Here is a 23,099-nt window from a genome sequence, read left to right on the forward strand (position 1 = left end):
AGGGGCGGCTTTGGATATAAGCGGGATGGCATCCTTTGGGCAACAGATCATAAGTGTGGCTGTCGCGATGCCAACACAACCGGACTGCGTCGGCACGTCGATCTACAGTCCCTGCCGATGGTATTAGGAGACTAACGGCTTAGAGATGAAATCAGCCATTCTAGTTCTGTGCGAGCGGATGAAAGTACGCTTGCGTAGGAACTCACGGTCGTCATGTCAGTCCCATATCTCTTGTCCATGGAGGCTGCAGAGCCCTTACCGATCATTAGTATTCGCAACGGGCTGGATGAGGTGATCGTCCGTGACAAGTCATCGCGATATTGCTCGGCCTGCGCAATGTCTTCCCGAGAAATTGAATGGTTCGGGCGTTTGAATTCGATCAGCAGGTAACTGTCAGCTAGATCCTGCGACAACAGAAGATCAGGCCGTTTCGAGGCTCGCTCACCGGTAAATGTCTTATCACTGTAGCTTGAGATGACCCGTTTCAGTGTGCTGTTCGAGGACATCAGAGCGTACTGGCGACCGAGAAGCCACAAATTCGTCTCGAAGGCCTTATGAACGTCTTTTTCGAGGGTCGCTTCGTTCTCGATAAGCTCCTCAAGGTAGTCCAAAAATCTCATCCGTCTGGTCGCTTGAGCAGCGATACCCGAGAGCTCGACCAATCCAAAATCTTCAAGCGCCGCAGCGAAAGAACTTACATCTGTCCTGTCTGTTGCATTGATCCGCTCAAGTACCGCCCAATAGGCATCATGCTCCATGGCGTCGAGCGCGACATCTGCGATTGTCGCAATGCGGTCTTCGCTTTCCCGATAGAATCGTTGCAGGATCCGATGGAGGGCTTCTTCAGCAAAGCGTCTGCGGTGTTCTGGTAGGTCTTTCAGCCTCGCGTCTAACTGCCTTTTCAATCGAGCTAGCTGAAGGCTCATATCGCGAGAGTGGCTCTCCTTAAGCCCTTCTTTGACGATCGATTTGACGTAAGTTTGGATTTCTTGGAATGCTTTGCTGTTCTCGATTACACCGCCCCAATCTGCGGTTACGAAATGGTCGTTACCCTGGAGTTCCACCTCTCCGTAAACTCTTTTCGACAAGTTAAAGGGAATTTCCTCATCATCATCTAAGCCGAACATCATTGGTTTGCCGACGACCTTCCCATCTACCTTCAACACTATACCCGGTGATTTTGGTGCCTTCTTGCCGTCTGCAATCGTAAACTTTAGGCGAACTGGGCCGCTCTCCGTGAGGGTCTGCTCGACTTCCCTCGAAACGCCTGGAACATCATCTACCGATAGCAGCACATCATTTACGTATACCTTGAAGGCATCCTCTCGGCCGTATTCGTGGACGAGGACTTCTCGAAAACGATCTGGAGTGGGGAAATTCAAGCGACTATCAAGACCGGATAGCGTGATTGTCGTACCCGTATCAGCTTCGCCTGCATCTTCCTCATTGAATGGTAGAGGTACAGCTTCAAGGTCATTCTCGTTCTCGGAAAGGACGAGCTTGTCTATCGTCAGGGTGCATTTTAATCCTCGCGCAACCGCTGAAACATCCATGCGGCTTGCCAATGACAAGCCCGCGAACTTGCCGATACCTTTACGACCCTTGACCTTCCGCTTCAGGAAAGGGGTCCGCTCGCCCGTCCGTGCGCGCTTATCGCTGGCGATGTTCAGGTATTCGTTTCTCATTTCCAGAGATGTCATTCCTGAACCGTTGTCGCGCACGATAATCGGATCAGGCGACATGGGCGCCGGCAATGTGACCCACACGTTTTTAGCGTCGGCGTCCCATGCGTTATCGACTAGTTCCTTTAGGGCAGTTTCGCTTGATCTATAGGTTTCACCCAGAAGTCTTGTTAGTCGTGTATTGACCGAAAAATGCACGTCATCCATCGAACGCGTTCCTCAGCTCGCACCTAAACCAAAAGTAGCAGAAAGAATAAGTCTCTGAAACCTGAGTTGGCCATTCCCCACAGGAAACAACGCAGCGCTGGCTAGGTGTAAAGTCTCTGCCTGTATCGGTGCGCCAGCTAGACATACAAAGACGCGAGATTTATTGAGGCTAATACTAAAGACTCGTGGTTCTGTGAGGAGAGCAGTGGTGGAAGCTTTTGATGATCCTAGGCTACCTCACTTTCGGATTACTATGGATGACGGAAGATTAGCGTGGCCGGTGGCTGAAGCCAACGGCGTGACGCTTGAGGTCTTCTACCTCCGGCTTAGCATGCGGTGGTCCGGCCAGAAGGCGGCAACCCATCCAGCGCCCACTCGGCAGCGAAGATCACCGCCTCAGCGACCGTCTCTGAAGCTATCGACGTTCCTTAATGATGGACGATTAGCGTGGCCGGTTGCGGCATCAAACGGAGTAAGCGAGGCTCTGTTCTATGCCCGGCTCAAACAGGGGATGGGGCCGGATGATGTAGCGTTCACACCAGTAATGCCGCGAGGATGGCGACCCCACCGTCGTTAGTCCCAGGCAATCAGTTACGCTGCTGCAGTCTACTTGCACTCTGACGCAGTAGAACCTGAACACGCCCCACCCTACTACTCCCTCGACCGCCGCCGTCTCCGGCCACCACCCTCGCCATCGCCGTCCGCCAGCACCTTGCGCTCCGGCAGCGTCACGGCTGCCGAAAGCTTCGGGAAGGGATCGACCTTGTTCGGCAGGGCCATGGCGTCGATGAAGAGTTGCTGGAAATGCGGCTCGAGGGCTGTTTCGATCTTTTCGATGCGGGTGACGGTTTCCTCGATTTCGCGGCGGTAGTCGCGGTTGAGGAGGGCCATCAGGGCGCCTGTGCCGGCGGCGTTGCCGACGGCTTTGACCTCTTCGAGCTCGCAATCGGGGATGAGGCCCAAGACCATCGCGTATTTCGGATCGATGAAGGAGCCGAAGGCGCCGGCGAAGCGGATGGTGTCGACGGTCTCGACTTCGAGCTTTTCCATCAGGAGCTTGATGCCGGCATAAAGGGCGGCCTTGGCGAGCTGGATGGCGCGCACGTCGTTCTGGGTGACGGTGATCTTCTGGGCGCCGTCATGCAGCAGGTAAGAGAAGGTGCGGCCGTTTTCGAGAATTCTATGGCTTTTCGCGGCCATGCCGCCGTCGACGACGCCGTCGGTGGAGATGACGCCGGAGAGATACATTTCGGCGACGACTTCGATGATCGCCGAGCCGCAGATGCCGGTGATGCCGGTCTTTTCCGCGGCCTCGGCAAAACCCTCTTCATCGGACCACTGCTCGACACCGATGACCTTGAAGCGGGGTTCCAGTGTTTCCGGGTCGATGCGGACGCGCTCGATGGCGCCGGGGGCGGCGCGCTGGCCGCAGGAGATTTCGGCACCTTCGAAGGCGGGGCCCGTGGGGGAGGAGGCGGCAACGGTGCGCTCACGGTTACCAAGCACGATCTCGGCATTGGTGCCGACATCGACCATCAGCATCATCTTGTCCTGGCGGTGCGGGCCTTCCGAAAGCGTGGCGCCGGCTGCATCCGCGCCGACATGGCCGGCGATGCAGGGGAGGCAATAGACGCGGGCCCCATGATTGATGGCGAGATCGATCTCGCGCGACCAGGTGTGCACGGCGCCGGAGACGGCAAGCGCGAAGGGCGCCTGGCCGAGTTCGGTCGGGTCGATGCCGAGGAACAGGTGGTGCATGATCGGATTGGCGACGAAGACGGCGTCGAGGATATCATTCGGATCGACGCCGGCTTCCGCGCAGACCTTGACGGTCAGATCGTTGATCGCCTGGCGGACGGCCTTGGTCATGGCCTCGCGGCCATCCGGGTTCATCATCACATAGGAGACGCGGCTCATCAGATCCTCGCCGAAGCGGATCTGCGGGTTCGACGTGCCGGAGGAGGCGATGACGCGGCCTGACAGAAGCGAGACGAGATGCATGGCGATCGTCGTCGAGCCGATGTCGCAGGCGATGCCATAGGCCTCGTTGTGCAGCCCCGGCCAGAGCGCGATCATGTTGGGGCGCGAGGTGTCGAGGTCGCGGTGGATAGCGGCGGTGACGCCCCAATTGCCCTTGCGCAAGGTCTTCTGGACATCCGGCAGGAGATGTTGAGCGACGAGGATGTCGTTGAAACCCCAGTCCTTTTCCAGCATCAGGTTCAGGCGGTCAAGATCGCCAAGCGGCTTATGCATGTCGGGTTCGTCAACCTCGACATAACATAGCTGGATGGCCGGATTGCGCGGGAAGGTGCGGTCGGTCGCGGCCTTGCGGATGACCTGGGCATTGACGACCGTATCCGGCGGCACGTCGACGACGAGATCGCCCTGGATGGTGGCCGAGCAGGAGAGGCGGCGGCCTTCCGGGATGGTGCGGACCTCGGCGTAGCGCTTTTCCTTCGGACCGACCGGCGAGATATGGTCGTTCGACGAGGTGATGCCGTGCTTGGCGAACTGGCCTTCCTGGACCTCGATCTGGCAACGCCCGCAGGTGGCGCGACCGCCGCAAACGCTCTCCACGTAGACGCCAAGCGTGCGCGCGGCTTCGAGCACTGTGGTGCCGATGGGGAAACGGCCACGCTTGCCGGAGGGCATGAAGAGGACGAGGGGATCGGTTGCGTCGGTCATTCTGGTCTTTCGGTTTCGAGGGACGTCTCCCTCATCTGTTGTGCGGAGGTTTTACCCCCCTCTGTCACTGCGTGACATCTCCCCCACATGGGGGAGAGTGGTGCTTCGATCACTCCGTCGGTGCGCCACCGCCCACACGCGCGGCACGGCCGCCGCGGCGGCCGCCGCCGGTCGAGGCTGAGGCGGGGGAAGCGGCCGGGGCTGCGTGGGCGCCGCCTTCGGCGGGCTTGTAGTCGCGGTAGGTCTTGATCCAGTTGTAGCAGTTCTCGTCGGTGCCATTGAGCACGTTGGCGGCGCGGACGGCTTCCATTTCCTGCGGGCGGCAGGGGTTCATGATGGCAGAGGTCATGCCGGCACCAATGACCATGGGGATGAAGCCGGCATTGATGCCGTGACGATGCGGCAGGCCGAAGGAGATGTTGGAGAGGCCGCAGGTGGTGTTGACCTTCAGCTCTTCGCGCAGACGGCGGACCAGCGCAAAGACCTGCAGGCCGGCCGAACCGATGGCGCCAATCGGCATGACCAGCGGGTCGACAACGATGTCATGCGGCTTGATGCCGTAATCCATGGCGCGCTCGACGATCTTCTTGGCGACGGCAAAGCGGACGTCCGGATCCTGGGAGATGCCGGTTTCGTCGTTGGAGATGGCAACGACCGGGACATTGTACTTGGCGCAGAGCGGCAGGATGGCTTCGAGCTTTTCCTCCTCGCCGGTGACCGAATTGACCAGCGGACGCCCCTTGGCGACCTTCAGGGCTGCCTCGATGGCGGCGGTGACGGAGCTATCGATCGCGAGCGGCACGTCGACGAGGCCCTGGACGATTTCCATGGTCTTGACCAGAAGGCCGGGCTCAGTCTCGTTCGGATTGACGGAGGTGACGCCGGCATTGACGTCGAGCATGGTGGCGCCGGCTGCGACCTGTTCCAGCGCATCCTTGATGACCGTGTCGAAATTGCCGGCCTGCATTTCGGCAGCAAGCTTCTTGCGACCCGTCGGGTTGATGCGCTCGCCGATGACGCAGAAGGGCTGGTCGAAACCGATGATGATTTCCTTGGTGGCGGATGCGACGATGGTGCGGGTCATTTCAGTCCTCCGGTCGGTGCCGGCTCTCGCACGGCGGGAATGGGGTGTGCCGGCAAGAGCCGGGGAAAATCAATGGGGCTGGGTATTGGCGGCAAGGCCTGCGAGCGTCTGCTGGTCCTGGACCGGATCGGCGCCGATTTCGCGCATACGCTGGGCAGCGATGTCGTCGGCGCGGCCGTGCTCGCGCTTCCACGGGCGGCGGCCCTTCAGGATGCCCGACTCATGGACGATTTCGGCGACATATTCCTCCTGGCGATAGGCCATGACATGCACGCCGGAGACGCCCTCGATCTCCTTCACCTCGTTGATGATGTCGATGCAGAGCTGCTTTCCTTCCTTCTTCTGGTCCTGTGCGCCTTCGAGGCGGGCGATCACATGGTCCGGAATGTGGATGCCCGGGACGTTGGAGCGGATCCACTTGGCCGTCTTGGCCGAGGCGAGCGGACCGACGCCGACGAGGATGTAGCATTTCTCGTGGAATCCGAGGTCGCGGACCTTCGCCATGTAGTCGCGGAACATCGGCACGTCGAAGCAATACTGGCTCTGGACGAACTGGGCGCCGGCCTCGATCTTCTTGCCGAGGCGATAGGGGCGGAAGTCATAAGGCGGGGCAAAGGGGTTGATCGCGGCGCCGAGGAAGACCTTGGGCGGACTGGTCAGTTTGCGGCCGGACAGGAACTTCGATTCGTCGCGCATAGTGCGGACGGTTTCGAGCAACGACATGCAGTCGAGGTCGAAGACCGGCTTGGCGCCAGGCTGGTCGCCGGCCTGCACGCCGTCGCCCGTCAGACACATGATGTTGGCGACGCCCATGGCGGCAGCGCCAAGCACGTCGCCTTGAATGGCGATGCGGTTCTTGTCGCGGCAGGCGATCTGCATGATCGGGGCGTAACCCATGCGGGTCAGAAGCGCGCAGATGCCGACCGAGGACATGTGGCAATTGGCGCCGGAGGCATCGACCGCGTTGATGCCGTCGACCCAGCCGTCGAAAACCTTGGCGCGCTCATAGACGTCTTCCGGGTCGGCACTATCAGGCGGGTTGAGTTCGGCGGTGACGGCGAATTCGCCGCGGCGCAGGACGCGCTCCAGTCGGCCGAGCGAGGAATGGCCGGGCAGGGGATCGAGCGGCAGGTGGACCCCAAGCGGATTTTCATCGATATGGGCCATGCTCAGGCTTCCTTTGCCGTGTTCTTTTCGCGCTCGGCGGCGGCTTCCGCCGTGACGCGCAGCCAGGAGGATGTCTCGCGCAGCGACTGGTTGACCGGCTTCTGCACTTTCAGGATCGCGTCGCCGGCCACCATGTTGCGCGAGCCGTTCCAGGCCTGAACCCAGACGCAGGGCATGTCGGGCTCGACCTCGCAATTGCCATTGGCGCGTACACCGCCGCAGGGGCCGTTGCGCAGCTGTTTGGGACAGTTCATCGGGCAGGACATGCCGGTCGAAGACAGCACGCACTGGCCGCACATGCGACAGTCGAACAGCAGACCCTTCACATTGCGCTCGACGAAGGTGATCGGCGTTTCGACCCTGTTGTAACCGAGCTTCTTCCAGACCGGATGGAGGAAGAGGAAGGCATTGGCGAAGTTGCGGTAGAACCATTCGAGGAAACGGGAATTGCGCACGGCCCAGAGGCGGATCGTATAGGAGCGGCGGGCGCGGCGGTTGGGCGAAACGCCTGCCGGCGTGAATGCACCGGTCTTGGCCTTGGCTGCGGGAGCGGCATTGCCCTTTTTTGGCGGGCCGGGATCCACGAGAACAGGTTCACCCATTGTCGCGGCCTCCGGCATGGACAAGCGCCACGAGGCGGGCCTTGTCGTAAGCGGCTTCGATTTCAGCGGCAGCGGTTTCGGCCTCGGCTTCGAGGTCGTCACCGACAGGGACCGGATCGGCCTTGCGCCAGTCGGCGAGATAGGCGTCGGTTTCCGCAGCGCCAGTGCGCATCGCGGCCATGTCGATCGCCTCGGTGAAGCGCAGCGAGAGCTCGCGCTTGGCCGATTTGCGACCCTGCTTGACGATCACCTGGGCCGGAATATCCCGCCAGTAAACGACGATCTTGTCTGCCATGCCACTCTCTCCCTTTGGTGCCAGAATGCACGGGGGGCATTCGCCGGACTGCGCTTTTCACGACGTCGCTTGTCGCCAAAAACGACGCTGCCATGAGTCCTGATGTTTTTACCAGATTCGGCGCGTGAGACCGCACCAGATCCACGACCAGAGAGTGGGTGGGAAGCGCAGGGCGGACGGACCTTGCGGCTTGATGGGGGCGAGGCGGCCGTCGAGCGCGTCGTCGATCGATTGGCGGGTGATGTCCAGAGCGGCAAGGGTCAGCAGAAGGGGATAGGTGGAGATGAAGTCTGATGATGCGGGTTTCGTGCGGACCTCGTAGAGCGTGCCGCCGGTATCCGTTCCGGCATCGACGAGATGCAGGGTGGCGCCGAAATTTTGCGGGTCGTTTTCGCGCAGCGACCAGTAGCCGCCCATCTGGCCGCGATAGTTCGGATTGATCCCGGCATGCAGGTTGATGACCGGGCAGGGCATGGCGGCGAGCTGACGCGCCGACATCAAGCGGGTCGATACGAGCAGGATGGCGCCGGGCTTCAACTGCTCGACGAGGACTTTCGTCTCCGGGGCGTTGATCGAGGTGACCGGATGGATCGGGACAGTGTCGGGCAGTGTGCGGTCCAGATCATGTTCGGCCAGCAGCGCCTCGACACGGCGATCCGCAAGGCGGCGCAGAAGGCGGGCGGCGATCATCGTGCCAAGCTGGCCGAGCGCTGCAATCCAGCCCAATCTCCGTGCGCGACGTCGGGTGATCTCACCCTTTCCCTCCGGGTTCTCCAGGAGAACGTGGACATCCATGCCGGCCTTGGCGAGATGCTGGATGACAATAATCGGATTGAGCCCGCCGGCGGTCATGACGACTACGCGGCGGGGTTCCGGTTCGGCTGCGTTCTCCATCATCATACGACGAGCGCGACAACGGCCACGGCGGTGTAGACGACAAAGGCGGCGACGACGAGAGAAAGCACTCCGATCACACAGCCGGCGACGACACCGAGACCGTCACGCTGGGAATGGGCAAAACCGAGGACTGCCAGCGCAAAGGCCGGAGGCCAGTTTCCGAGCGGGATCGGCAGGAAGACGACGATGGCGAGGATCAGCGCGAACACGCCGATCAGCCGTTCGGCAAAGCGGCTCTCGAACAGCCAGAAGCGTGGGACTACCAGCTTTTCGGCCCAGCGCATCCAGGGAACCAGACGCTTGACGATTGCCTCGAAGGTCTGCGGCTCGACGCCGTAATCGCTCACGACACGAGGAAAGAACACACGCCCGCCCGGAGAGGCCATCATCTGCCAGGCGACGAAGATCAAGGGTAGCCCCAGGATGAAGGTGGCACCCGGTGGCATCGGCACGAGATTCGGAAGCGCGAAGACCAGAAGGAAGGCGCCGAAGGAGCGGTCCTGCAGCGCGATCGCGATGTCGCGGATCGTCACCTTGCGGTCCGTCGTGCGGGCCAACCGGACCAGAAGATCTGAGAGGTTTTCGGGATGCTTGTGTTCACGCGCGGTGGCAAGACCTGCCACCCATGTTTCCGCCCTGTCGGTCATTCGTTTTCTCTTGGTTCTTTGTTGACCTGACTGGCAGTGTCGCAAGGGGAGATTACAGGGAAATTAAAGCGGATCGGTGACACGGTCACGCTTTTGCAAATGGTGAAGGGAGAGTGAAGAGCGAAAGGTCGAGTTATCTGATCATCGACGTAAGCCGCTGCCTTGATTTTTCCGCATGTGCTGGGCACCTAAGACGTCGGATATCGATCAGACGGGGAATCAGGATGACTGTTTTTTCTCAGCGCTTTGCAGGTGTCGGCGCCCTCATCATCGCCATCATGTTCGGCCTTTCCTCTTGCGGCAACACCATCCGCGGGATTGGCAATGATCTCGGCAATGCGGTCGACGCGACGCAGGATGCCGGTCGCAGCGTTGCGAATTCGGTGCGCTAACGCAGGGGTCACCCAAATTTGAGATGATCAGGCGGCCGGGGCCTCGCCGAGTGCTGCCGCAACCAGTTCAGGCTGCAGATCGCCGTAGCCTGTGAAGCGGTATTCGTAGTCCAGCTTCAGATAGTCTGCCGCCCATTTCGCCTTGGCTTGCAGTTCGGCGTCCTCGGTCTGGGCGAGGTAGACGATCTTCGTGTAATTGCCGAAGACCATGTCGCGCAGTTCGGGGTGCCGGTCGAGCTTCAGGGGTTCGATGACGAAGGCCTCGAACTGGCGGGTAATCAGGTCGGTCAGGTAGAATGCGGTAAATTCGGTCTCGCATTCAGCGAGAAACTTCTCGGTGCCGGTGAAGAAGGCATAACAGTGAGGCCCAGACAGGCGCTCGATGCCTTCCTCGCGACAGATTCTGTCAACTTCGCCTTGAGTGCCGCATTCGGCATAACCAATGAAGATGTTGTCATGGCCGGCAGAGCGGGCTTCAGCGATCTTTTCGCGCAGCGCCGGTGCGATCTTCTCCGGCCAGACATGCCAGATGGCGGGCAGACATTCCAACGTCAGATGCTCAAGGCCATTCAGGGCTTTGACGGCCAGAATCTCGCGGGCAATCGCTCCGCACGCAATCACGTGAACCTTTTTTGATTTGGCGCGTTGTTCCATCGCATTCCACTCGTCACCCATACAGAAGGTACATCAACATGATGGCGAAAAAACTGACAGCCGGCGCAGTCCTCGTTCTCACCGTCTTCGCACTGTCGTCCTGCGGCAATACGATCCGTGGCGTTGGCCAGGATGCCGCCAACACCGTCGACGCGACGCAGTCTGCGGGCCGCAACGTCGACGCTGCGGCTTCGCGCTAACCACCGAGGCGAGGCAAGGCCCTGAGCGGCGCTGTAACAGGAGAGGGAGCATGACGCTCACGACGATTGCAAAGGCCAGTGCCATCTACATGATGGCGGCCATCCTGTACGCCGGAGGGCATGTCGCATGGCAATCCATGGCGAATGCCCCTCAGGACGACGTTTACGCAGAAGCCGGCCTCTAAGGCCGGCTTCTCTGTTTCTCAACCTCAGGCGCGAGCACCCATACTGTTGTGCTTGCGGGAAATGAATTCCTTGGCCGTTTCAACGGCGACAGCGGCATCGCGGCAATAGGCGTCGGCACCGACAGCCTTGCCGAACTCCTCGTTGAGCGGCGCGCCGCCGACGAGCACGACATAATCGTCGCGAATGCCCTTTTCCTTCATCGTGTCGATCACGACCTTCATGTAGGGCATGGTCGTGGTCAAAAGTGCCGACATGCCGAGGATATCCGGCTTTTCGCGTTCCAGGGCTTCCAGATAGTTTTCGACCGGGTTGTTGATGCCGAGGTCGATGACGTCGAAGCCGGCGCCTTCCATCATCATGCCGACCAAGTTCTTGCCGATGTCATGGATGTCGCCCTTGACGGTGCCGATGACCATCTTGCCCTGCTTCGGTGCGCCGGTTGCAGCGAGCAGCGGGCGCAGGATCGTCATGCCTGATTTCATGGCGTTGGCGGACAGGAGAACTTCCGGCACGAAGAGAATGCCGTCGCGGAAGTCGATGCCGACGATGCGCATGCCTTCGACGAGTGCCTGGGTGAGGATGTCGTAGGGTGCCCAGCCACGGTCGAGCAGAATACGTGTCGCTTCCTCGATCTCTTCCTTGAGGCCGTCATAGAGGTCGTCATGCATCTGCTGCACGAGCTCTTCATCGGAGAGTTCGGAAAGAATGATGTCGTCTTCGGCCATGGTGGTGCTTCCCGCTTCTTTTCAAACGCGATTCCGGTCGCGCCGGGCATGAGACTGCCCGATCGAAAGTTAAACCTCAAGTTCGTGAAAAACTCTTTTCGATTACGACGTGGCAACCCTGAAAAGCGACGGTCCGGGACTAGTATGCCCAAAAGGCGATGTCTGTGAGACGCAAGCGGTTGGCGCATAAAGGATGGTTTCACATGCGGATTGGAATAGCATAATGGAGGAGAGAAGCAGCGCGGACGAGCGCTCGAGCGAGGAAGCAGACATGGACGACATCACGGCAGAACCGGGAGCAGGCCGCCGCCAACGCGGCGAAGGACGAGGGGCTGCGGCCCGCAGGGCATCGCGCAGCGGCGGCGGTGCCGGTCCGTCGATGCCCTATATCACCCGCAAGATCAAAACCTACGAGGTCCTCGACGAGGAAGGCCTGGAGCTGATCGAGCGCAATGCCGACACCGTTCTCGAAGAGATCGGCATCGAATTCCGTGAAGACGCAGAAGCGTTGGAGCTGTGGAGACAGGCTGGCGCCGACGTGAAGGGCGAACGCGTGCATTTCCCGAAGGGTTTGTGCCGCGAACTCTTGAAGACGGCCCCGTCGGAATTCACCTGGCATGCGCGCAATCCCGAGCGCAGCGTGCAGATCGGCGGCAATGCCACGGTGTTTGCGCCGGTCTATGGCTCGCCTTTCGTGCGCGATCTCGAAGGCGTTCGCCGTTATGCGACGCTCGAGGATTTCCGCAACTTCGTGAAGCTGGCCTATATGGCGCCATCGATGCATTCGTCGGGCGGCACGGTTTGCGAACCGGTCGACATTCCGGTGAACAAGCGTCACCTCGACATGGTCTACAGCCACATCAAATATTCCGACAAGCCGTTCATGGGCTCGGTCACGGCACCGGAACGGGCGGAAGATTCGGTGGCGATGGCCAAGCTCGTCTTCGGTGACGAGTTCGTCGAAAACAATTGCGTCATGCTGAACCTGATCAACGCCAACTCGCCGATGGTCTTCGACGAGACCATGCTCGGCGCGGCCAAGGTCTATGCCCGTCACGGTCAGGCCTCGGTCATCTCGCCCTTCATTCTGTCCGGCGCAATGAGCCCGGTCACGGTTGCGGGCACGCTGACGCAGATCCTGGCGGAAGTTCTGGCTGGTGCCTCGTTCACCCAGCTCATCCGTCCGGGTGCGCCGGTGCTGTTCGGGACGTTTGCCGCTTCGATCTCGATGCAGTCGGGTGCGCCGACCTTCGGTACGCCGGAGCCGGCACTGGTGTCCTATGGAGCTGCCCAGCTCGCGCGGCGCATGGGTCTGCCCTTCCGTACGGGCGGCTCGCTCTGTGCGTCGAAGGTTCCGGATGCGCAGGCAGCCCATGAGAGCGCCAATACGCTCAACATGACGTTGCTTGCCGGTGCCAATTTCGTCCTGCACGCGGCCGGCTGGCTCGAGGGTGGTCTTGCTGCCTGCTACGAGAAGTTCATGATCGACCAGGACCAGCTCGGCATGATGCAGAAGATGGCACAGGGCGTCGATCTGACCGAAGACGGTCAGGCGATGGATGCCATCCGCGAAGTGGGTCCGGGTGCGCACTATCTGGGCTGCGCCCATACGCAGGCGAATTTCCAGACGGCCTTCTACCGCTCGGCGCTCGCCGACAACAACTCTTTCGAGCAGTGGGAAATCGAAGGTCGCAAGCGGATCGAGGATCGCGCCAATGTGCTCTGCCGCTCCTGGCTCGACGCTTACGAGGCGCCGGCGCTCGATCCTGATATCGACGAGGCGCTGCTTGCTTTCATCGCAAGCCGCAAGAATTCGATGCCTGACGCCTTCACTTGAAAGGGTCCCGTTGCCAGGGAGCAAGGCGGAGCCAACCAGGTTGCCGACATGATCCAAGAGGAGGTCTGGCGACCCCATTACAAGATCGAGGGGCCGCGATGAGCGGCCCTTCATTCGTTGTGCACAGTCTCGAGGCGCGGTTCGCTGCGCATGGACTTGCGCCGCGCGGACTTGTTCACTTCGGAGGGCAAGACGAGGTGCCGATGCTTGCCGACGGCGCGCCGGCAAAGGCCGCTCTCCTGATCGGGGTCATGGGTGGTGCAATGTGGCCGCATTTCGAGCGCTGGCGGATGGCGCAAGCCGACCATGGTGGCGCCGATCCGCTCGACCGATGGTCAAAGCTGGTGATCGATCAGGTCGCAGGCGAGATCGAGGCGGAAGCGTGCTATCCGTCAGATCCGCCTTACCAACCCTTCCAGCGCTGGGCGATGCGGGCCGAGGGACTGAAAGCATCGCCGCTCGGGATCCTGATCCATCCGCAGTTCGGTCTCTGGCACAGCTATCGCGGGGCGCTTCTGTTTCGCAACTGGGACGAAGCACAGGAGGAACGGCCTGTGACCGGGCCGCAGCCCTGCGAGACCTGTCGCGACAAACCTTGCCTGTCGACATGCCCTGTCGGCGCCATCTCGCTGGACGGGTTCGATGTGGCGGCATGCCGCGCGCATCTGGCGAGCCCTGAAGGGCAGGGTGGTTGCATGGCGTCGGGTTGTCTCGCCCGCAATGCCTGTGCTGTCGGTGATGGGCACCGCTACCCGGACGCCCAGCTCAAGTTTCACATGCAGGCTCTGACGCTGACGGGATGATGGCGAGAACGAGGCCCGGTATCGGCCGGCGCGCTTTCAAACAGCACCGGTCGGGTGGCAAGACGACTAGAAGTCTATTTTCGTTTTTGCTTCGGCGAAATGTCCTGGCACTACCGATGATATTCCTTGGAAAGGATGCCCATCATCAGGTCGTCATGCCAGACGCCGTCGACGAACGCGGTCTCTCGCTCTCGTCCTTCAACCACAAATCCACACTTCTGGTAGGCCTTTATGGCTCGCTCATTATAGGCAAGAACACGCACTGCAATCCGGTGAAGGTTCAGTTGCGTGAAGGCATGGTGCAAAAGCAGGCGGATTGCCTCGCTTCCAAAGCCCTTGCCGAGCAACTGGCGGTCATAGATCGCGATCGCCATGGAGGCCCGGCGATCAACAGTGTTTATAGTGTGGAGTTTGATTTCGCCGATTAACCGTCCACCGACTTCAATAATCCAGGCGTAAGGGTCATTCGACTGGCCGATAGCCCAGGCTTTTGCCGCTTCCCGGGTCATAGCTCTACGATCTGCTTGGCTTACCCCGAACATTCGAACAATGTCCGGGCTGTGCCCCAACGAAAAGCGGGCTTCAGCATCATCTGCGGTCGCGGCGCGCAGGCGGAGACGTTGGCCTTCTATGCAGCTCATGATCACCTCGATCTATAAGTTCGGTGCATGTGTTCTAAGTGGAATAGTTGCCTAGAAAAGATTGCATTTATGAATACTGTAATTTTTGGTTGTCCAAGATGTAATGCAATCAGAAAGCCTTCACAAAGCCCGGAATCACCGCCATGAGGTTCTCTCCACCGAGGGTCCCGCGTGCGTTACTGTCTGAAATCGATCGTGCTTATTGCATGTTTGTTCCTGCCGTCGCTGGCGCTAGCGGCTTGCGAGGACCTCATCGACGGGGATGCCCGCTATCTTGCCTGCCGGTTCGATCCTGCACGCGACGAGATAAGGCTGCATCTGGCCTCACCCGAGGGGCAGGTCTATGGCGGGTTTGCGAGCCTAAGGCGCCAGCTTTGGGCAGAGCGGCGCGTGCTGACATTTGCGATGAATGCCGGCATGTATCACGACGATCTGTCGCCGGTCGGTTACTTCGCCGAATATGGCAAGGTGCTTAAACCCGCCATTACGGGCGGTGGATGGGGGAATTTTCACCTGCTGCCGAACGGTGTTTTTCTGATGAAGGACGGCGAGGCATCGGTGATGGAGACCAAGGCCTTCGTCGCCAGCGGACTGACACCCGACTTCGGCACGCAGTCCGGCCCGATGCTGGTCATCGATGGCAGACTGCATCCGCGGTTTCTGGCCGATAGCGACAGTTTCAAGATCCGCAACGGCATCGGCGTCGATGCCGAGGGGCAGGTGCACATGGTGGTGTCGCGGGTACCGGTACGGTTTTACGATTTCGCCCGCCTGTTTCGCGACAGGCTCGGTTGCGCAAACGCACTCTACCTCGACGGCACGATTTCAAGCGTGTTCATCGCCGAAGAAAAGCGGATGGACCGGCTGTTCCCCATGGGGCCGATCCTCTCGGTCAGCATGCCGATCCCGCAGTGAGACTGGGGTCAGACGGCGGCCTTGGGATAGGCGCGCTCGAGGCCTCCGGAACGATTGAGACCGGTGCGGAAGGCGGCAAATGCCGGGTGCTGGCTGGAACGGGCGGCCTCCATCAGGCGGATCTGCAGGCGAGCCGGGGCATTCGCGCCGATCCACTCGCCATTGCGCTCGAGCTTCAACGAATTCAGAAACCGGGATTCCGAGGCGATCTCGAGATAGACGTAGAGACCTTCAAGCAAGGCATCGTCCTGGGCCGGGTTTTCGAAGATGAGCTTCAGGAAGGCCTGGTCGGGCTCCTGCATAGAGGCGATCTTGGCGGCGACGGTGTCGCGGTCCGGAAAGGCGGACATGGGCTTACTCCCTCTGCTGGTCAAAATACTCATGAACGCATAGCCGGGCCGCGCATCCATTAGGTCAAGCTACAGCATGCCAAGTTTGCCCCAAGCTGGTCGCGCAGTTCCGGGACCGGCCGTCATTCGTGGCGGAGCGCGTCGATCGGGTTCATCTGCGCGGCGCGGCGGGCGGGGAAATAGCCGAAGACCATGCCGATGGCGGCCGAAAAAGCGAAGGCGAGCAGGATGATCGAGGGGCTCGCGACAAAGGGGACCGACATCAGCGTTACGGCGGTATAAGCAATGCCAAGGCCGAGTGCGATGCCAACCACGCCGCCGAAGACGGACAGCGTGACCGCTTCGACGAGGAACTGCATCAGCACCTGGCGCTCGACTGCGCCAATCGCCAGCCTGATGCCGATCTCGGGCGTTCGCTCGGTGACGGACACCAGCATGATGTTCATGATGCCGATGCCGCCGACGAGCAGCGAGACGGCGGCGACCGCACCGAGCAGGCCCGTCATCAGCGTCGTGGTGCCGGTGAGCGTCGCTGCCATCTGGGTCATGTCGTTGACGGTGAAATCATCGTCGCGACCAGCAATAATCTTGCGGCGCTCGCGCAGCAGGCGTTCGACATCGGCCTGCACCTTTGCCGTGGATACGCCGTCTTCGGCCGAGAGCATGATGCTGGAGATATCCGTCGAGCCGCCGATGCGGCGCTGGAAGACCTTGAGCGGCATCATCACGACATCATCCTGGTCGCTGCCCATGCCGCTTTGCCCCTTCTTGTCGAGAAGGCCGATCACCTGGCAGGCGACATTGCCGACGCGGATGGTCTGGTCGACGGCCGGGGTCGAGCCGAACAGCCTGGAGCGCACCGTCTCACCGATGATGCAGACGGCCTGTCCGCCGCGCTCTTCGGATGGCAGGAAACTACGGCCGGAGGCGAGTTCCCAGTTCTGGGCCACGAGATAATCGTTACCCGAGCCGATGATCGTGGTCTGCCGGCTCTGGCCGCTGAAAACCACCGTCTGGCTGGACTGGTTGATGGCGGCCACGGCGCGCAGGCCCGGGATCTGCTCGCGGATCGCGTCGAGGTCCCGGATGGTGAACTTCTTGGCATCGGTTGCCGCGCGACCGGGGCCGAATTGGCCGGGGCGGACGAAGAGCAGGTTGGTGCCAAGCTTGGAGATTTCCGCCGTGACCTGAGCCGTGGTGCCGTTGCCGATCGTCACCATCGCGATGACGGCGGCGACGCCGATGACGACGCCGAGCACAGTGAGGAAGGAGCGCAACAGATTGCGGCGGATGGCGCGGAGTGCGAGCTTCAGGGTCTCAAAGAACATCGGCGACCTCCGCTCCAGCATGGGTGTCGGACTGGATATGGCCATCGACGAAACGCAGCGTGCGCTTGGCATAGGCTGCAATATCGTCTTCGTGGGTGACCATGATGACGGTTATTCCGTGGTCACGGTTGAGGCCGGTGATCAGTTCCATGATCTCGCGGCTGGTCTTCGTGTCGAGATTGCCGGTCGGCTCGTCGGCCAGGAGCACGGATGGGCTGGTGACGATCGCCCGGGCAATGGCCACACGTTGCTGCTGGCCGCCGGACAGTTCCTGGGTCGTGTGGTTCTCACGGCCGGCCAGACCGACTTGCGACAGCGCGGTCAAGGCGCGGGTTCGCCGTTCACGGGCATCCATGCCACGATAGACCAGAGGCAGTTCGACATTCTCGACGGCCGAGGTGCGGGCGAGCAGGTTGAAACCCTGGAAGACAAAGCCCAGCATGTGACGGCGCAGCAACGTGTACTGCGCTCGGTCGAAGCCCGTCGTGTCGATGCCCTGAAAGAGGTACTGGCCGGAGGTCGGCACATCGAGGCAGCCGAGGATGTTCATGGCGGTCGATTTGCCCGAGCCGGAAGGGCCCATGATCGCGACGAATTCATGCCGTGCGATTGTCAGGTCGACCCTGTCCAGCGCGCGGATGGTTGCTTCGCCGCGGCCATAGATGCGGGAGATCTGGCGAAATTCGATGAGTGGAGCCACTGCCATCCTGTGCCTCAACCGTTGCGAACCGTCTGATCCGTGATCACCCGGTCGCCTTCCTTCACGTCGCCCTTGACGATCACCGTATTCTGCCCGTCGGAGGAACCGATCTCGATGTTGACGGCGACCGGCTGACCCTCACGCAACAGCCAGATGGTGCGTTCGCTGCCCGTCGGCTCAGGCGCGCTGGCGGGTGCCATGCGTGGTGGGCGAAACAGGCTGAAGACGCCGCTGCCGCCTTCGGCGGTCTCGGTCTGCGTGGCGGGGGGCGAGTAACGCAAGGCGGCATTGGGAATGAGCAGGCCGTCTTCGACCGACTGGACGACGATGTCGGCGGTCGCCGTCATGCCCTGGCGCAGCAGAAGCTCGTCATTGGCGACGGACAGGATGCCCTTATAGGTCACGACATCGTTCACCGTTTCGGACGCATAGCGGATCGAGGTGATCTCGGCCGGGAAACGCTGATCGGGAAAGGCATCGACAGTGAAGGTGGCGGTCTGACCCACGGCGACCTGCCCGACATCGGCCTCGTCGATAGAGACCTGCAGCTCCATTTCCCGGAGATCGCCCGCGATGGTGAAGAGTGTCGGCGCCTCCAGCGAGGCTGCCACTGTGGCGCCGGGATCAACATTGCGCGAGAGAACTATGCCGTCGATCGGCGACGCGATGGTCGCCTTGGAGAGCGACAGATTCGCCTGTTCGAGAGCAGCTTGTGCCGAGATGACATCGGCGTCTGCGCTCTGGCGCGCGGCAGATGCGGCCTGGAAGGTGTATTCGGCGGTGTCGAGATCCTGCTGGGTGGAGACTCGGCTGGAGACCAGCGTGGTCAGCCGGTCGAGCTTGGCCTTGGCGGACTGCTCGTCGGCCTCAGCCTTGGAAACGGAGGCACGGGCAGAGGCAAGCGCAGCTTCCTTGGCCTTCAGATCGGCATTCAGCTTGTCTGTATCGAGGCGCGCCAGGACGTCGCCCTTTTTCACCTCGCTGTTGTAGTCGACCAGTACCTCCCGCACGGTGCCTGATTGTTCCGAGGAAACGTCGACCTGAACGGTGGGCTCGACCGACCCGGTGGCGGTGACGATTACCGTCAGATTGCCAGGTTTCAGCTCCGACGTCGTATAGCTCACCGTCGTGCCACCGGCCGACCAGAGATAGGCGCCGTAGCCGAGACCAGCGAGGGCGAGGATGACAAAAACGCGCAGACCCCAGCGCCGCTTTGGCCGCGCGGCATTGGCCAGGATCGCTTTCAGTTCCTCGGCTTCGGCCGAGTTCTCCGGTGTTACGTCTTCGCTCACGTCTGCTCCGTCACACTGCATTCTCACTTTGCCGGGACCATGGCCCAAGCTCGGGCCGTCGCCCTTGATCGGGGTCAAGTGGCGACGGGTTCCCTATTGATGCAGATAGACCTTCGCGGCGGAAAGGACAGTGAAACATTGGTAAGGTTGGTGGGAGGTGCGGCAACTGCTCTCAGATGAGTGCTGGAGGCTGAGCATATGGTCGGCCTGACCGGCTATTTCCGTGCATCATACATAGACCGGGCGGCGTCTATCTCGGCTCGATGCTCAATCGCCCAGGTGGCGAGAGGGGAAAATCGAGCGAACAGGCTCTGACCCAAAGGGCGCAGCAGATAATCCACCCGCGGCGGGGCCGTTGGAGTGACGATGCGTTCAATCAGCCCGTCTCGTTCCAGCTTTCGCAGCGTCTGCGTCAGCACCTTTTGCGATAGGTCGGGGATGTCGCGACGCAATTCCGAGAAACGGCGCGCCGAAAGATGCAGCGCCGCCATGACCAAGATGGACCACTTGTCGCTGACGCCGTCCAGCACATGGCGGACGGGACAGGTCGCCGGGTCAAGCGAAATGCCGGGGGTCTCTGACGAGTCTTCTATAATCACGACGTCCTCACGGGTTCCTGATCAGATTTGGCACGGTTACCAAAAAGTGCCTCCTTTATCAATTGCAACATTACAAATAGGACGTTGGTATCGAACGGATACTTACTTGTTGTGACGCTCTGTCTTGCGCTTCCCAATCGGTTCGGTGCCGGCTTGATCTCGCTCGTGAAACCTTAAAAATAGGAATCTTCCATGTCCCTTCTCAGAACCGGCGCGCTTGCGCTCGCGCTCACCTTTTCATCCCTTGCTGGAACCGCCATGGCGCAAGAATCCAACAAGGATTTTGTCGTGAAGGCTGTCACGGAGCTATTTTCCAAGAAGGATCTGACCGCGATCGACCGCTATTGGGCCGACAGCTACATGCAGCGTAACCCGGGTCTTGCCTCGACCAGCGCGGTGCTGAAGGAGGCGCTGAAGGACATGCCGGCCAACATGACCTATGAAATCGGCATGGTGATCGCCGAAGGCGATCTGGTGGCCATCCATGGTCGCTATACCGGCTGGGGACCAACGCCGCTGATCGTCGTGGACATCTACCGCGTCGAGAATGGCAAAATCGCAGAACATTGGGATGTCGGCCAGGACGAGGTGCTGGAAACCGCCTCCGGCCTGCCTATGTTCGAACCGATGAAATGAGCCTGGTGGCGGGGGCTGCGGCCCTCGGCCCACTGCCTTTTCGAGCCGGTGGTTGCCGGCCGCCTCAACGACAGGAGACAAACCATGACCGACCAGAGGAAGGCCCCCGCCCGCCGCAGGTTTCTGAAATTTGCCGCCATGGTGCCGGCCAGCCTTGGCCTGTCGGTCTCCTGGGCCAAAGCACAGGAGGCCATGATCCCGACCTCCGACGACATGGAGGGCCCCTATTACATCAGCAACACCCCCGTAGTTCGCAATCTGAACCGCTTTGGCAAGCCGGGGGAGGTGATGCGGATCGCAGGCCAGGTGATGAACGCGGCGGACCCGGATGTGCCGGTTGCTGGCGCAAGGCTAGAACTATGGCAGACGGATGGTCGAGGTCGCTATCACCCGCAAGAAAGCGGGGACTATAGCGATTTTCGCGATGACCAGATCGATCTGCGCGGCACCGTGATCGCTGATTCTCAGGGCAGATTTGATGTTCTTTCGGTATTTCCGGCGGAATACTGGCCTCGACCACCGCATATCCATTACTGGATCAGGGCCGACGGCTTCCGCCCGCTGGTAACCCAACACTATCTCGACACGGGGCCCGGCACACGGCCGCATCGCACCGCGCGCGTCCTGCGCGACCAGAGACCGGCACTCTATCCGGCACCGACATTTTACATCGAGCCAGTCTAGCCGCCGTGTCACAGACGACGGGATGCAAGGCTTGGTAGTATTCCGATGGCCTTGAGACGTGGGTAAGGTGGTCTAGCGGATAGTGGGCGTAATCGCGTCGCCATAGATTTTCGAGGAGTGGTGAGAGCGCAGGGATTCGAACCCTGGACCTACTGATTAAAAGTTTGATCGTCCGGCTTTCACGGAGATAGCGGGTGCCATCTGTAATGTCGACAGATATGATGGAAAACAAAGATAAAAGAGCCGCGAGGTTCACCGAGATTCTTGCGGATTCCGCCACGTTCGCTTACTATATGCTTACTGGATCGAGCTAGTAAGCAGGTATTCAATGCCCAAAATCACCAAGCGTCTTGTCGAGGCAGCAGCACCATCCGCTAAGGATGCTTTCCTCTGGGATGACGAACTCACTGGCTACGGTTTGAAAGTGACGCCAGCCGGCAAGAAGGTGTTCATTCTGCAGTACCGGGTTGGTCGCCAGTCCCGGCGCATGACGCTGGGGGCATTCGGCCCGATCACACCTGATCAAGCCCGTTCGCTTGCGCAGGCAGCACTGCGAAGCGTGGCGCGGGGTGAAGATCCCATGGCGAAGCGCATTGCTAAGCGGGAGGCATCCCTCACAGGCGATCTGTTGGATCAGTTTTTGAAGGAGCATGCGGAGTCGAAGCTGAAGGGCCGTTCCTCCGCCGAATACAGGCGCCTCATTACCAAGCTTGTCCCGGCCCGCCTTCGTCGCATGCCAATCACGGAGGTGTCGCGGGCGAACGTCGCTCAGTTGCACAACAGCCTCTCAGCCACGCCATACCAAGCGAACCGTTTGCTAGCTGTTCTCCGCAAGTTTTTCAATTGGTGCGAAAGAAACGGGTTTAGACCGGACCTGACCAATCCGGCGCTGCATGTCGAACTCTACAGGGAGCGCAAGCGGGAGCGTTTCCTCTCTCCAGCTGAAATCGCGCAGCTCGGTGAGGTTCTGAGCGAGGTAGAGGCGGAGGGTTCTGCGAGCCCCTATGTCATCGCTGCCGTGCGACTGTTGATCCTGACGGGTGCCCGTTTGAATGAGATCTTGTCGGCGCAGTGGGATTGGCTCGATTCTGGTGCTGGGTGCATCCGCTTGCCGGATTCAAAGACGGGTGCCAAGACGATCTATCTCAGTGCACCGGCCTTGCAGGTGCTGGATTCGATCCCGCGCCTGGAAGGCAATCCGTATATCATTTGCGGTCAAAAGAAGGGCTCGTCGCTCGTCAACCTGCAGAAACCTTGGAGCACCATTCGAAAGCGGGCCGGCTTCCCGGATTTGCGTATTCACGACTTGCGTCACTCGTTCGCGTCGATCGCGGTTGCAAGCGGCATGTCCCTTCCGATGATTGGGAAGCTGCTTGGCCACTCCCAGCCCCAGACAACGGCACGGTACGCGCATCTTGCAGATGATCCGATGAAGCATGCGGCAAGTCTGATCGGAAGCAGGATCGATATTTTGCCAAAGCTTCGCGTCATCAATGCTTAGGTGCAAAGCAACATAAAGAATTGTGCATGTCGATTTTCTCCAAGAAATGCGTTTCTGCTTGGGGAAAAGCGTGTTCGCATGACGGAGTGAGATGATTTTTCCTCTGAGTTCCTATAGAGTCAGGTCGTTAAAGCCCTCCCAGGCGAGACCTCGAAAAAGGAATCTCTATGGATCATCTGATCAGCGCCGAACAGGCCGCAAGCATTCTGAATATCTCCCCCTCGACACTCGCCAAGATGCGGCTGTCGGGAGTATCGCCCCGGTCCATCAAGCTTGGACGGCGGGTGGCTTACAGGCCTTCGGATCTCGAAGCCTGGATTGAGGCGCAAAGCTTCCAATCAACATCGGAATATGGCTGCAAAGGCTCCGCCTGAACGAAACGCCGGCAAG

The 23,099-nt window shown here is 60.4% G+C and carries 26 protein-coding genes; 10 read left to right on the forward strand and 16 right to left on the reverse strand.

Annotated features, from left to right (window positions below; translation table 11 throughout):
• Window positions 1-131: 131 nt before the first annotated feature.
• The 8 genes from BSY240_RS02635 to BSY240_RS02670 form a co-directional block, all read right to left on the reverse strand.
• On the reverse strand, window positions 132-1,889 hold the full coding sequence (locus BSY240_RS02635; protein ID WP_069041317.1) for an ATP-binding protein: 1,758 nt from the start codon (window positions 1,887-1,889) through the stop codon (window positions 132-134).
• Window positions 1,890-2,540: 651 nt separating this feature from the next.
• On the reverse strand, window positions 2,541-4,574 hold the full coding sequence (locus BSY240_RS02640; protein ID WP_069041318.1) for an ASKHA domain-containing protein: 2,034 nt from the start codon (window positions 4,572-4,574) through the stop codon (window positions 2,541-2,543).
• 109 nt (window positions 4,575-4,683) lie between these two features.
• Window positions 4,684-5,658, reverse strand: a complete 975-nt coding sequence (locus BSY240_RS02645; protein ID WP_069041319.1) for a methyltetrahydrofolate cobalamin methyltransferase — start codon at window positions 5,656-5,658, stop codon at window positions 4,684-4,686.
• Between the two features lie 69 nt (window positions 5,659-5,727).
• Window positions 5,728-6,825 (reverse strand): methylenetetrahydrofolate reductase, encoded by a 1,098-nt coding sequence (locus BSY240_RS02650; protein ID WP_069041320.1) that lies wholly within the window; start codon window positions 6,823-6,825, stop codon window positions 5,728-5,730.
• Window positions 6,826-6,827: 2 nt separating this feature from the next.
• Entirely contained in the window at window positions 6,828-7,427 is a 600-nt protein-coding gene (locus tag BSY240_RS02655) for a methylenetetrahydrofolate reductase C-terminal domain-containing protein (protein ID WP_069041321.1), read from the reverse strand.
• On the reverse strand, window positions 7,420-7,722 hold the full coding sequence (locus tag BSY240_RS02660) for a virulence factor (protein ID WP_006727754.1): 303 nt from the start codon (window positions 7,720-7,722) through the stop codon (window positions 7,420-7,422). The genes BSY240_RS02655 and BSY240_RS02660 overlap by 8 nt, the downstream gene beginning before the upstream one ends.
• A 108-nt stretch (window positions 7,723-7,830) precedes the next feature.
• Window positions 7,831-8,616 carry a formyl transferase gene (locus tag BSY240_RS02665; RefSeq protein ID WP_069041322.1) on the reverse strand — a complete coding sequence of 262 codons (786 nt, stop codon included), beginning with the start codon at window positions 8,614-8,616 and terminating at the stop codon, window positions 7,831-7,833.
• Between the two features lie 2 nt (window positions 8,617-8,618).
• Window positions 8,619-9,266, reverse strand: coding sequence for an exopolysaccharide biosynthesis protein (locus BSY240_RS02670; RefSeq protein ID WP_054151311.1), 648 nt, complete (start codon window positions 9,264-9,266; stop codon window positions 8,619-8,621).
• A gap of 278 nt (window positions 9,267-9,544) precedes the next feature.
• Here BSY240_RS02670 and BSY240_RS02675 point away from each other — a divergent pair, with 278 nt between their 5' ends.
• The gene (locus BSY240_RS02675) at window positions 9,545-9,658 is read left to right on the forward strand and encodes an entericidin (protein ID WP_150127522.1); all 114 of its coding nucleotides are present in this window, start codon (window positions 9,545-9,547) and stop codon (window positions 9,656-9,658) included.
• Between the two features lie 27 nt (window positions 9,659-9,685).
• Here BSY240_RS02675 and BSY240_RS02680 read toward each other — a convergent pair whose 3' ends face one another.
• Window positions 9,686-10,312: a DUF1638 domain-containing protein gene (locus tag BSY240_RS02680; RefSeq protein WP_150127381.1), complete on the reverse strand. Its 627-nt coding sequence runs from the start codon at window positions 10,310-10,312 to the stop codon at window positions 9,686-9,688.
• Window positions 10,313-10,350: 38 nt separating this feature from the next.
• Between BSY240_RS02680 and BSY240_RS02685 the strand changes: the two genes are divergently transcribed.
• On the forward strand, window positions 10,351-10,512 hold the full coding sequence (locus tag BSY240_RS02685) for a hypothetical protein (protein WP_054151314.1): 162 nt from the start codon (window positions 10,351-10,353) through the stop codon (window positions 10,510-10,512).
• Window positions 10,513-10,562: 50 nt separating this feature from the next.
• The gene (locus tag BSY240_RS24480; protein ID WP_256367284.1) at window positions 10,563-10,697 is read left to right on the forward strand and encodes a hypothetical protein; all 135 of its coding nucleotides are present in this window, start codon (window positions 10,563-10,565) and stop codon (window positions 10,695-10,697) included.
• A gap of 24 nt (window positions 10,698-10,721) precedes the next feature.
• Here the strand turns inward: BSY240_RS24480 and BSY240_RS02690 are convergent, their stop codons facing one another.
• Window positions 10,722-11,423 (reverse strand): corrinoid protein, encoded by a 702-nt coding sequence (locus tag BSY240_RS02690; RefSeq protein ID WP_054151315.1) that lies wholly within the window; start codon window positions 11,421-11,423, stop codon window positions 10,722-10,724.
• A 271-nt stretch (window positions 11,424-11,694) separates the two neighbouring features.
• Between BSY240_RS02690 and BSY240_RS02695 the strand changes: the two genes are divergently transcribed.
• The gene (locus BSY240_RS02695) at window positions 11,695-13,260 is read left to right on the forward strand and encodes a trimethylamine methyltransferase family protein (protein WP_069043801.1); all 1,566 of its coding nucleotides are present in this window, start codon (window positions 11,695-11,697) and stop codon (window positions 13,258-13,260) included.
• Window positions 13,261-13,358: 98 nt separating this feature from the next.
• Window positions 13,359-14,063, forward strand: a complete 705-nt coding sequence (locus BSY240_RS02700; protein WP_069041324.1) for a 4Fe-4S dicluster domain-containing protein — start codon at window positions 13,359-13,361, stop codon at window positions 14,061-14,063.
• A 110-nt stretch (window positions 14,064-14,173) separates the two neighbouring features.
• Here the strand turns inward: BSY240_RS02700 and BSY240_RS02705 are convergent, their stop codons facing one another.
• On the reverse strand, window positions 14,174-14,704 hold the full coding sequence (locus tag BSY240_RS02705; RefSeq protein ID WP_069041325.1) for a GNAT family N-acetyltransferase: 531 nt from the start codon (window positions 14,702-14,704) through the stop codon (window positions 14,174-14,176).
• Between the two features lie 195 nt (window positions 14,705-14,899).
• On the opposite strand from BSY240_RS02705, the gene BSY240_RS02710 reads away from it, so the two are divergent.
• Window positions 14,900-15,619: a phosphodiester glycosidase family protein gene (locus BSY240_RS02710; RefSeq protein ID WP_236759305.1), complete on the forward strand. Its 720-nt coding sequence runs from the start codon at window positions 14,900-14,902 to the stop codon at window positions 15,617-15,619.
• 8 nt (window positions 15,620-15,627) lie between these two features.
• Here BSY240_RS02710 and BSY240_RS02715 read toward each other — a convergent pair whose 3' ends face one another.
• The 5 genes from BSY240_RS02715 to BSY240_RS02735 form a co-directional block, all read right to left on the reverse strand.
• Complete coding sequence (locus BSY240_RS02715) at window positions 15,628-15,969, reverse strand: hypothetical protein (protein WP_150127382.1); 342 nt, start codon at window positions 15,967-15,969, stop codon at window positions 15,628-15,630.
• Window positions 15,970-16,091: 122 nt separating this feature from the next.
• Complete coding sequence (locus BSY240_RS02720; RefSeq protein ID WP_069041326.1) at window positions 16,092-17,297, reverse strand: ABC transporter permease; 1,206 nt, start codon at window positions 17,295-17,297, stop codon at window positions 16,092-16,094.
• On the reverse strand, window positions 17,287-18,003 hold the full coding sequence (locus tag BSY240_RS02725) for an ABC transporter ATP-binding protein (protein WP_069041327.1): 717 nt from the start codon (window positions 18,001-18,003) through the stop codon (window positions 17,287-17,289). Before BSY240_RS02725 ends, BSY240_RS02720 begins: the two co-directional genes overlap by 11 nt.
• A gap of 8 nt (window positions 18,004-18,011) precedes the next feature.
• Entirely contained in the window at window positions 18,012-19,310 is a 1,299-nt protein-coding gene (locus tag BSY240_RS02730) for an efflux RND transporter periplasmic adaptor subunit (RefSeq protein ID WP_069043803.1), read from the reverse strand.
• Window positions 19,311-19,504: 194 nt separating this feature from the next.
• Window positions 19,505-19,888, reverse strand: coding sequence for a winged helix-turn-helix transcriptional regulator (locus BSY240_RS02735; RefSeq protein ID WP_083229539.1), 384 nt, complete (start codon window positions 19,886-19,888; stop codon window positions 19,505-19,507).
• A gap of 192 nt (window positions 19,889-20,080) precedes the next feature.
• On the opposite strand from BSY240_RS02735, the gene BSY240_RS02740 reads away from it, so the two are divergent.
• The 4 genes from BSY240_RS02740 (at window position 20,081) to BSY240_RS02755 (ending at window position 23,083) form a co-directional block, all read left to right on the forward strand.
• Window positions 20,081-20,524, forward strand: a complete 444-nt coding sequence (locus BSY240_RS02740) for a nuclear transport factor 2 family protein (RefSeq protein ID WP_069041328.1) — start codon at window positions 20,081-20,083, stop codon at window positions 20,522-20,524.
• A gap of 84 nt (window positions 20,525-20,608) precedes the next feature.
• The gene (locus BSY240_RS02745; RefSeq protein ID WP_069041329.1) at window positions 20,609-21,208 is read left to right on the forward strand and encodes a dioxygenase family protein; all 600 of its coding nucleotides are present in this window, start codon (window positions 20,609-20,611) and stop codon (window positions 21,206-21,208) included.
• Between the two features lie 328 nt (window positions 21,209-21,536).
• A complete protein-coding gene (locus BSY240_RS02750; RefSeq protein ID WP_069041330.1) occupies window positions 21,537-22,709 on the forward strand; it encodes a tyrosine-type recombinase/integrase in 1,173 nt (390 codons plus the stop codon).
• Between the two features lie 167 nt (window positions 22,710-22,876).
• A complete protein-coding gene (locus tag BSY240_RS02755; RefSeq protein ID WP_069041331.1) occupies window positions 22,877-23,083 on the forward strand; it encodes a helix-turn-helix transcriptional regulator in 207 nt (68 codons plus the stop codon).
• Window positions 23,084-23,099: the final 16 nt, after the last annotated feature.

The organism is Agrobacterium sp. RAC06 (assembly GCF_001713475.1).
Classification (GTDB): domain Bacteria; phylum Pseudomonadota; class Alphaproteobacteria; order Rhizobiales; family Rhizobiaceae; genus Allorhizobium.